At 56.1% G+C, this 6,317-nt stretch carries 10 protein-coding genes; 7 read left to right on the top strand and 3 right to left on the bottom strand.

The genetic code is table 11. From position 1 onward, the window contains the following. Positions 1–473 (bottom strand): aconitase family protein (locus ACWVCN_RS08235; RefSeq protein ID WP_455245083.1); only part of this gene is annotated, 473 nt, incomplete at its 3' end. Between the two features lie 142 nt (positions 474–615). Between ACWVCN_RS08235 and ACWVCN_RS08230 the strand changes: the two genes are divergently transcribed. Further along, entirely contained in the window at positions 616–1,086 is a 471-nt protein-coding gene (locus ACWVCN_RS08230) for an MEKHLA domain-containing protein (protein ID WP_455245082.1), read from the top strand. A gap of 75 nt (positions 1,087–1,161) precedes the next feature. On the opposite strand, the gene ACWVCN_RS08225 is transcribed toward ACWVCN_RS08230, so the two are convergent. Further along, positions 1,162–1,371, bottom strand: a complete 210-nt coding sequence (locus ACWVCN_RS08225; protein ID WP_455245081.1) for a DUF1653 domain-containing protein — start codon at positions 1,369–1,371, stop codon at positions 1,162–1,164. 52 nt (positions 1,372–1,423) lie between these two features. On the opposite strand from ACWVCN_RS08225, the gene ACWVCN_RS08220 reads away from it, so the two are divergent. The 6 genes from ACWVCN_RS08220 (at position 1,424) to xth (ending at position 5,941) form a co-directional block, all read left to right on the top strand. Continuing rightward, on the top strand, positions 1,424–2,821 hold the full coding sequence (locus tag ACWVCN_RS08220) for a dihydrolipoyl dehydrogenase family protein (protein ID WP_455245080.1): 1,398 nt from the start codon (positions 1,424–1,426) through the stop codon (positions 2,819–2,821). Then, the gene (locus ACWVCN_RS08215) at positions 2,818–3,504 is read left to right on the top strand and encodes a tetratricopeptide repeat protein (RefSeq protein ID WP_455245079.1); all 687 of its coding nucleotides are present in this window, start codon (positions 2,818–2,820) and stop codon (positions 3,502–3,504) included. The genes ACWVCN_RS08220 and ACWVCN_RS08215 overlap by 4 nt, the downstream gene beginning before the upstream one ends. Before the next feature lie 83 nt (positions 3,505–3,587). Next, positions 3,588–3,794, top strand: a complete 207-nt coding sequence (locus ACWVCN_RS08210) for a hypothetical protein (protein ID WP_455245078.1) — start codon at positions 3,588–3,590, stop codon at positions 3,792–3,794. Next, positions 3,778–4,212, top strand: coding sequence for a hypothetical protein (locus tag ACWVCN_RS08205; protein ID WP_455245077.1), 435 nt, complete (start codon positions 3,778–3,780; stop codon positions 4,210–4,212). Before ACWVCN_RS08210 ends, ACWVCN_RS08205 begins: the two co-directional genes overlap by 17 nt. A gap of 68 nt (positions 4,213–4,280) precedes the next feature. After that, entirely contained in the window at positions 4,281–5,090 is an 810-nt protein-coding gene (locus ACWVCN_RS08200; RefSeq protein ID WP_455245076.1) for a hypothetical protein, read from the top strand. A 77-nt stretch (positions 5,091–5,167) separates the two neighbouring features. Then, a complete protein-coding gene (gene xth / locus ACWVCN_RS08195; protein WP_455245075.1) occupies positions 5,168–5,941 on the top strand; it encodes an exodeoxyribonuclease III in 774 nt (257 codons plus the stop codon). Between the two features lie 90 nt (positions 5,942–6,031). Here the strand turns inward: xth and ACWVCN_RS08190 are convergent, their stop codons facing one another. Continuing rightward, a complete protein-coding gene (locus ACWVCN_RS08190) occupies positions 6,032–6,202 on the bottom strand; it encodes a hypothetical protein (protein WP_455245074.1) in 171 nt (56 codons plus the stop codon). Positions 6,203–6,317 lie beyond the last annotated feature (115 nt).

Below are 6,317 nucleotides of genomic sequence, written 5' to 3'. Positions count from 1 at the left end.
CATTGTGTTGCCAGCACATGCTCGACTTCGCTCGTGCCGATTCCGAAGGCCAAGGCACCGAACGCTCCGTGGGTTGACGTGTGCGAATCACCGCAGACAATCGTGGTTCCGGGAAGGGTAAAACCCTGTTCGGGGCCGATGACGTGCACGACGCCTTGGCGGATATCATTCATTCCGAAGAGAGCAATCCCGAATTCACGGCAGTTGTCCTCCAACGTTTTGATCTGGAGGGCGCTGACGGGATCGGCCACACCAAGTCGCCGATCGGTTGTCGGGACATTGTGGTCGGGCACCGCGAGTGTCGCGCCTGGACGTCGCGGGCGGCGATTCGACAGTTTCAATCCTTCGAACGCCTGCGGTGACGTGACTTCGTGGACCAACTGACGGTCGATGTAGAGCAGTGTCGTGCCATCCGGCTCGGATCGGACAACGTGGGATTCCCAGATCTTGTCGAAGAGAGTCTGACCAGCCATGTCTACTCCTTGATGCGTATCACTCGGGAGGCGATATTATACAGACTCCGACGGTATTCTTTACAAGAGGTATGTCTGTACCTTGCGTCAGTGAGCCGGACGTGGTACCAGGCAGGCTGCTCGCTCGGGAGGAAATGGCTTGATGTGTGTGGAACCGTGGCAGGATCCAGTAATCCAAGAATGGACGCAACAACTCCTCGATAGTTATCGCCATTGGACGAACCGCGATCTGATCAAGCGGACCGGTCGGCTTGAACTCCAGTCTCGAGCATTGTTCGAGTGGCCGGCAGTTGTGGTCTCGCATGGCATGGAGGTCGACCCGATTCTGAATTATGGAAATCGGACGGCGTTGGATCTCTGGGAAATCAGTTGGGATGAATTGGTGAAGACGCCGTCTCGCTTGACAGCCGAACCGGTCAATCGTGCGGAACGGGAACGCATGTTGGAACTGGCGAAGACGCGCGGCTATATCGATACCTATCGGGGGGTAAGGATCACAAAGATGGGAAAGCGATTTTTGGTCGAGAATGCATTGATATGGAACGTGCTGGATCCTGCCGGAAAACAGGTAGGGCAAGCGGCGACCTTCGCAAGGTGGACCTGGCTGCCGTAGCGGTGGGGAAGAAGAGCATGTTCGGGACGTGGCAGCCACGGCCTGCTCGAGTCTACACTGGAACCGGGCAGCGTCTCAGTCAGAGATCCGCGTAAATCGGGGAACGGGTAAGGCCTCTACGAGGATGCTTTCGAGGAACATCGCGACAGGCCTGACCCACAGTCCCTGCTCGCCGTAGAGGGCCCGGTACACGACGTACTTTTCCTCCGTTTCACTGTGCGTAGCCATCCCGATGACTTCGTATTCTTTCCCCTTGTAATGACGATAGCGACCAGGCTGGATCATCGTGTATTCTCCCTGTGCTCCGTACTATACGGAAATGGAGAAAGGAATCACAGTGTCGAATCCTTTGCACAAGTCGCACGATATTATCGTAATCGGAGGAGGATCTGCAGGCTATGCGGCAGCGCGGACGGCCCAGGCAGCAGGCGCAGACGTGGCTATTGTAGACCATGGCCCGCTCGGAGGCCTCTGTATTCTTCGGGGCTGCATGCCCACAAAGGCCATTCTCCGCTCAGCCGAAGTCGGCGCCCTGCTTCGCCGGAGCCGGGAATTCGGCTTTTCTACCGGAGGGACCCGTGCCGATCTGTCAGCCATCGTCGATCGAAAAAATCGGCTAGTCCAAGAGTTTACCGATTATCGTGTTCGGCAGTTGCAGGATCCGGAATTCACCCTGTACCAAGAACGGGCCGCCTTTCGTTCGCCCCATGAAATCACAGCGGGTGATGTGGTCCTGTCTGCCCGCTCCTTCATCATTTCTACCGGCTCGTCGCCGAGCCTTGTACCGGTACCTGGACTGTCGGAGGCGGGATACCTGACAAGTGACAGCATTCTCGATCTGCGCATGCAGCCTGAATCGTTGATCGTTCTTGGCGGCGGACCTGTGGCGGTCGAGTTAGGCCAGTTCTTCGCCCGGGTCGGTAGCAGAGTAACCATTCTCCAACGGGGCCGCACGATCCTCTCGCAGATGGACGAGGATGTCGGAATTGCCCTGGAAGCGGCATTGCGCGAAGAGGGGATCGAGATCGTTACCGGTGTACACCTGCAACACGTGGCTTGTAGAGGAAAGCAAAAGGTTGTTTCGGTGAAACAGGGCGACAAGGAGCACGCTTTCAGCGGCGAGACCATTCTTCAAGCCCTGGGCCGTCGACCGAATATATCTGGGTTAAACCTTGAAGCAGCGGGGATACGAGTCCAGGATGGTATGATCGCGGTTGATGACACGATGCGGACCTCGCAGCCACATATTTATGCGGTGGGAGACGTCAACGATCTTACGCCCATCGTCCATCTGGCGATTCAACAAGGGGAGGTGGCCGGGTACAATGCCACGCATGCGGACAGCCTCCCGAGAAAAGTCGACCATCGCCTGGATATGGAAGTGGTATTTACGGAACCGCAAGTCGCAGTTGCAGGGCTAAGCGAACGGGTCTGTCGCGCGAAGGACATTCCATACCTGTGCGCGTCTTACCCGTTTGCCGATCACGGGAAAGCGTTGTGTCGTGGCGCCCTCCACGGGTTCGTCAAGTTGCTCGCGTCGCCTTCTAACGGGCAACTCATTGGTGCGCAGATCGTCGGTCCTGAAGCCGGCGAGCTGATTCATGAGTTGATCGCCGTCATGTACTACAACGGGACGGCTGCGGATCTCCTGCGCATGCCGCATTACCATCCGACACTTGCGGAGATTCTCACGTATCCGGCGGAATCACTTGTCGATCAGGTGGAAGCGTCATGAATCTCAGACGGTTCATTGCTCTTATCATAGCTGTCGTCTGTGCGGCTTCTTTCGTTGCCTGCCAAGAACAAAGTTGGGAGTCGGCCATGGCCGCCGGTCAAACGGCCGTGCAGCAGGGAAACTATGTCGAAGCTGAACGGATATACCTTGTGGCCGTCAAGAAGGCCGAGGAATTCGGCCGGGAGGATCAAAGGGTGGCGGTGAGCCTCTCTCATCTGGCGCAGGTCTATGCCGGGCAAGGGAAACACGTCGAGGCAGAACCGGTCTTTCTGCAGGCGCTGAAGATTTATCAAGCGGTGCACGGTGAAAATCATCCGGATGTGGCCGCGACCTTGAACAACCTCGGCGTCCTCCACCGAATGTACGGTCAGTATGAACAGGCCGAACCCTTGCTGACCAGAGCGCTGGCCATCAAGGAGAAGCTGTTGGGTCCTCACCATGTCGACGTGGCGTTGAGTCTTGCCAACTTGGCGCAGCTCAAGGTCTCTCGGGGGCAGCCGGAAAAGGCCGAGCCCTTGTATCGACGTGCCCTCGCGATCAGGGAAGAGTCGTTGGGGCCTTCACATCCGGAGGTTGCGAAGACGTTGGAAGATCTGGCCAATGTGTTACGGAAACTTGGTCGGCAGGATGAGGCAATGACCATGGACCTTCAAGCCCGTGAGATTCGCGCTAAGCGGAGTTGAACCGCTCCCGTCTTCCGTTGTAGCGTAGCGCTATGCCCGAGTCGAACCATTCTCGGTCTCCCGTGAACTGGCGTATGAACGCGATGATTGGACGTTTCGTCGGGATCGTCGCCATCGCCCTGGGCTTCATCTTGGGCATGTACGGGCTCGACGAACCGGGATCGCGCTGGTTGCAGACGGCTCTTGGGTTATTGGTCACGGGCATGTTGGCCCAAGGTTATGCGCTCTACTGTTCGATCAAAAGGATGCAGCAGCTTCAAGATCGCCCACATCATGACGCCCCTCGGTAGAAGAACAGATCGGCTCCTTTCCACATCATGGGTCTTGCTTCTGGCCTGCCTCTTGATGGCTTGCGGCGGTCCCTGGCGTGATGGCTATTTCAAGAGCGGAGTAGATAGTCTGACTCAGGAGGAGGTAACCGAGAAGATGGGACCTCCGCATACGTCGAAGACTCCTGCGCTCGGTGGTGATACGGTTTGGACTTATCGCGTCCCTATGTCGGAGCGAGAGCTCAGTCCGATGAATATCTCCAGCCTTACCAACGCGACACAGCAAGCCGCTTCGCTGTTCGCCAAGCCTGGTGAAGGGCCAAAGGAAACGCTCTATTGCTACCGATATACCTTGACGTTCAATGAAGAGAAGATCCTCAAGAATTGGAAACGTGAAGAATGTGTCCCGGGGACACGCGAGTCCCTAAAAGCCGAGTAATCTCCCCTTATGCCTATTCCCATGTCCAAACGAATATGAGCGCCTTGCGGTAACCGATGCCAAACTGGATGCCGCACATCGATAGTGCAGTCGTGCTCGACTGTATCAAGTCGCTCCTTCTCCTGTTGTCCTTGCTGATCGCCCGAACCCTCATCGTTCGCTCGATTGCCAAGAACCAGGCTCTGACGATTGAGGCCAAGCGCCGTTGGGTGGTGTCGGTCCGCAACACGATGCTCTTCGGCCTCTTGGTCGGACTGTTCGTTATCTGGGCGCACGAACTCCAGGCCTTTGCCGTTTCGCTGGTTGCGTTGGCGGCGGCCCTCGTCCTGGCAACGAAAGAACTCATCCTCTGCTGGAGCGGAGCGGCGCTACGAGTCGGAGGAAAGGTCTATTCGGTCGGCGATCGTATTCAAATCGCCGGGTATCGTGGTGTCGTGTTGGATCATGACATGTTCGCGACGAAGTTGCTGGAAATAGGACCAGGCCCATCGTCGCATCTGTATACAGGCCGCGTCACTATATTTCCCAACAGCCTCCTGTTTACCAATGCCCTGGTGAAGGAGAATCCCACCCAGGATTATGGACTCTATACGCTGACCATCCCCTTGAAGGCCGAAGAGGATTGGCAGGATGCAGAATGCCGCCTCTTGGAATCGGCGAGAGCGGAATGCGCGTCGTTCATGGACGAGGCCGGCCGGCAGATGAAATTATTGGAAAAAACGAATCTGCTCGAAGCTCCTTCACCTGAACCGCGAGTAAGCGTTCAATTGCCTGAACCTGGTAGAATACAGCTGGTGTTAAGGTTCCCTGCTCCCGATCGGGGACGCTCCCGTGTCGAACAGGCGATTTTGCGCCGTTACCTGAAATCAACTCCCTGAACTGTCTTCGCCTTTCATCACAGGTTGCTCCTGTCCCCCTCATCTGTTAGCATCGCCACCGCTAGGACGGTTGCATCGTGAAAATCGCTACATTCAACGTCAACTCCCTGCGGAAGCGCCTTCAGATCGTGCTGGAGTGGCTTGAGCAGCAGCATCCAGACGTCCTCTGTCTCCAGGAAACGAAAGTCCAGGACAGCGAATTCCCCTTATTGGCGCTTGCGCCATCGGGGTACGAAGTCACGTTTCGTGGCATGAAGTCCTACAACGGGGTTGCCGTTCTGAGCAGGAAAAAACCTGAATCGGTGAGGGCCGGGCTCGACGACGGAGGTGAACCGGACGAGCCGAGATTGCTGCATGTCGTAATCGATGGCATTCCGATCATCAACACGTATATTCCGCAAGGCTTCGAGATCGATTCACCCAAGTACGCTTACAAGCTCGAGTGGTTCAAGCGTCTGCGCCGGTATTTCGAGAAGCACCTCTCATCAGACAAGCCGGCGATCTGGTGTGGCGATATGAATGTTGCGCCCAGACCGATGGACGTCCATAGTCCAGAGAAACATCTCAAGCACGTCTGCTACCACGAAGATGCGAGGAAAGCCTACGAGGAAACGAGGGCCTGGGGGTTTCAAGACGTGTTCGTGAAACTGTACCCTGAGCGACAACAGTTTACGTTTTGGGATTACCGGGCACCGAGTTCGCTTGAGGCGAATAAAGGCTGGCGCATCGACCATATTCTGGCGACGGCGTCGTTGGCGGAGAGGTGTAAGAGGGTAGACGTGGACGTCGAGCCGCGGAGAGCGAAAGACCCCTCAGACCATACGTTCCTCTGGGCGGAGTTTTCGGTCTGACCACAAACGCAACGTCCACACCCGCCCGCTCCGATCCGTACGACAAGTCTTCCGTACGAATCGGTCGGGTCCGTGGAAGCGTAAACGACTTCACGCGGCATGTAATGTCGCGTGCTTCGCATGAACCTTGATCATTCGGTTCTGCTGGATTAACGGATCGAGAACCAATCCGCAGTTGATACACCGCAACACGGTCCCCTCAGGTGAAAAATCCGGCCTCGATTCAGTGATCATCAAGCCTTGGCATTTTTGACAAGTCATGTTGCCCACCTCCTGCGAAAGATTCAGATTAATTACTGCGAGCACGACTGTAACAGCGAAAGATTAACGGCGTGTTAAGATGTAGTTAAAAATCTCTAATGTCGAAACAGGATAT

Source organism: Petrachloros mirabilis (assembly GCF_975968855.1).
Note: the sequence above shows the minus strand (reverse complement) of the source record. Positions and strands in the feature narration are given on the sequence as shown.